The sequence below is a fragment of the Mycobacterium sp. KBS0706 genome (assembly GCF_005938675.2).
Lineage (GTDB): Bacteria > Pseudomonadota > Alphaproteobacteria > DSM-16000 > Inquilinaceae > Inquilinus.
Genome location: NZ_VCCH02000439.1, coordinates 1 through 226 on the forward strand (window position 1 = coordinate 1; position 226 = coordinate 226).

1 protein-coding gene is annotated in these 226 nt (G+C 73.9%); it reads right to left on the reverse strand.

The window, feature by feature from the left end; all coding sequences use genetic code 11:
• Positions 1 to 226, reverse strand: a 226-nt coding sequence (locus tag FFK22_RS42605; protein ID WP_143957092.1) for a condensation domain-containing protein, incomplete at both ends; no start/stop codon positions are given.

Consider the following 226-nt stretch of genomic DNA (forward strand, 5'->3'; position numbering starts at 1 on the left):
AACAGGGCTCCCGATCGCGATGTCCTCACCCGCCCCCAGACGCGACAGCAGCGCCGCCAACCCCGCCTGCAGCACCATGAACAGCGTCGCGCCGCTCGCCCGCGCCAGCCCCTGCAGTTCCCGATGCAGATCCGCATCCAGCCGCACCGGCACCACGCCTCCCCGGTGGCTCGACACCGCCGGCCGCCGACGGTCCGCCGGAAGCTCGATCTCGTCCGGCAGCCCG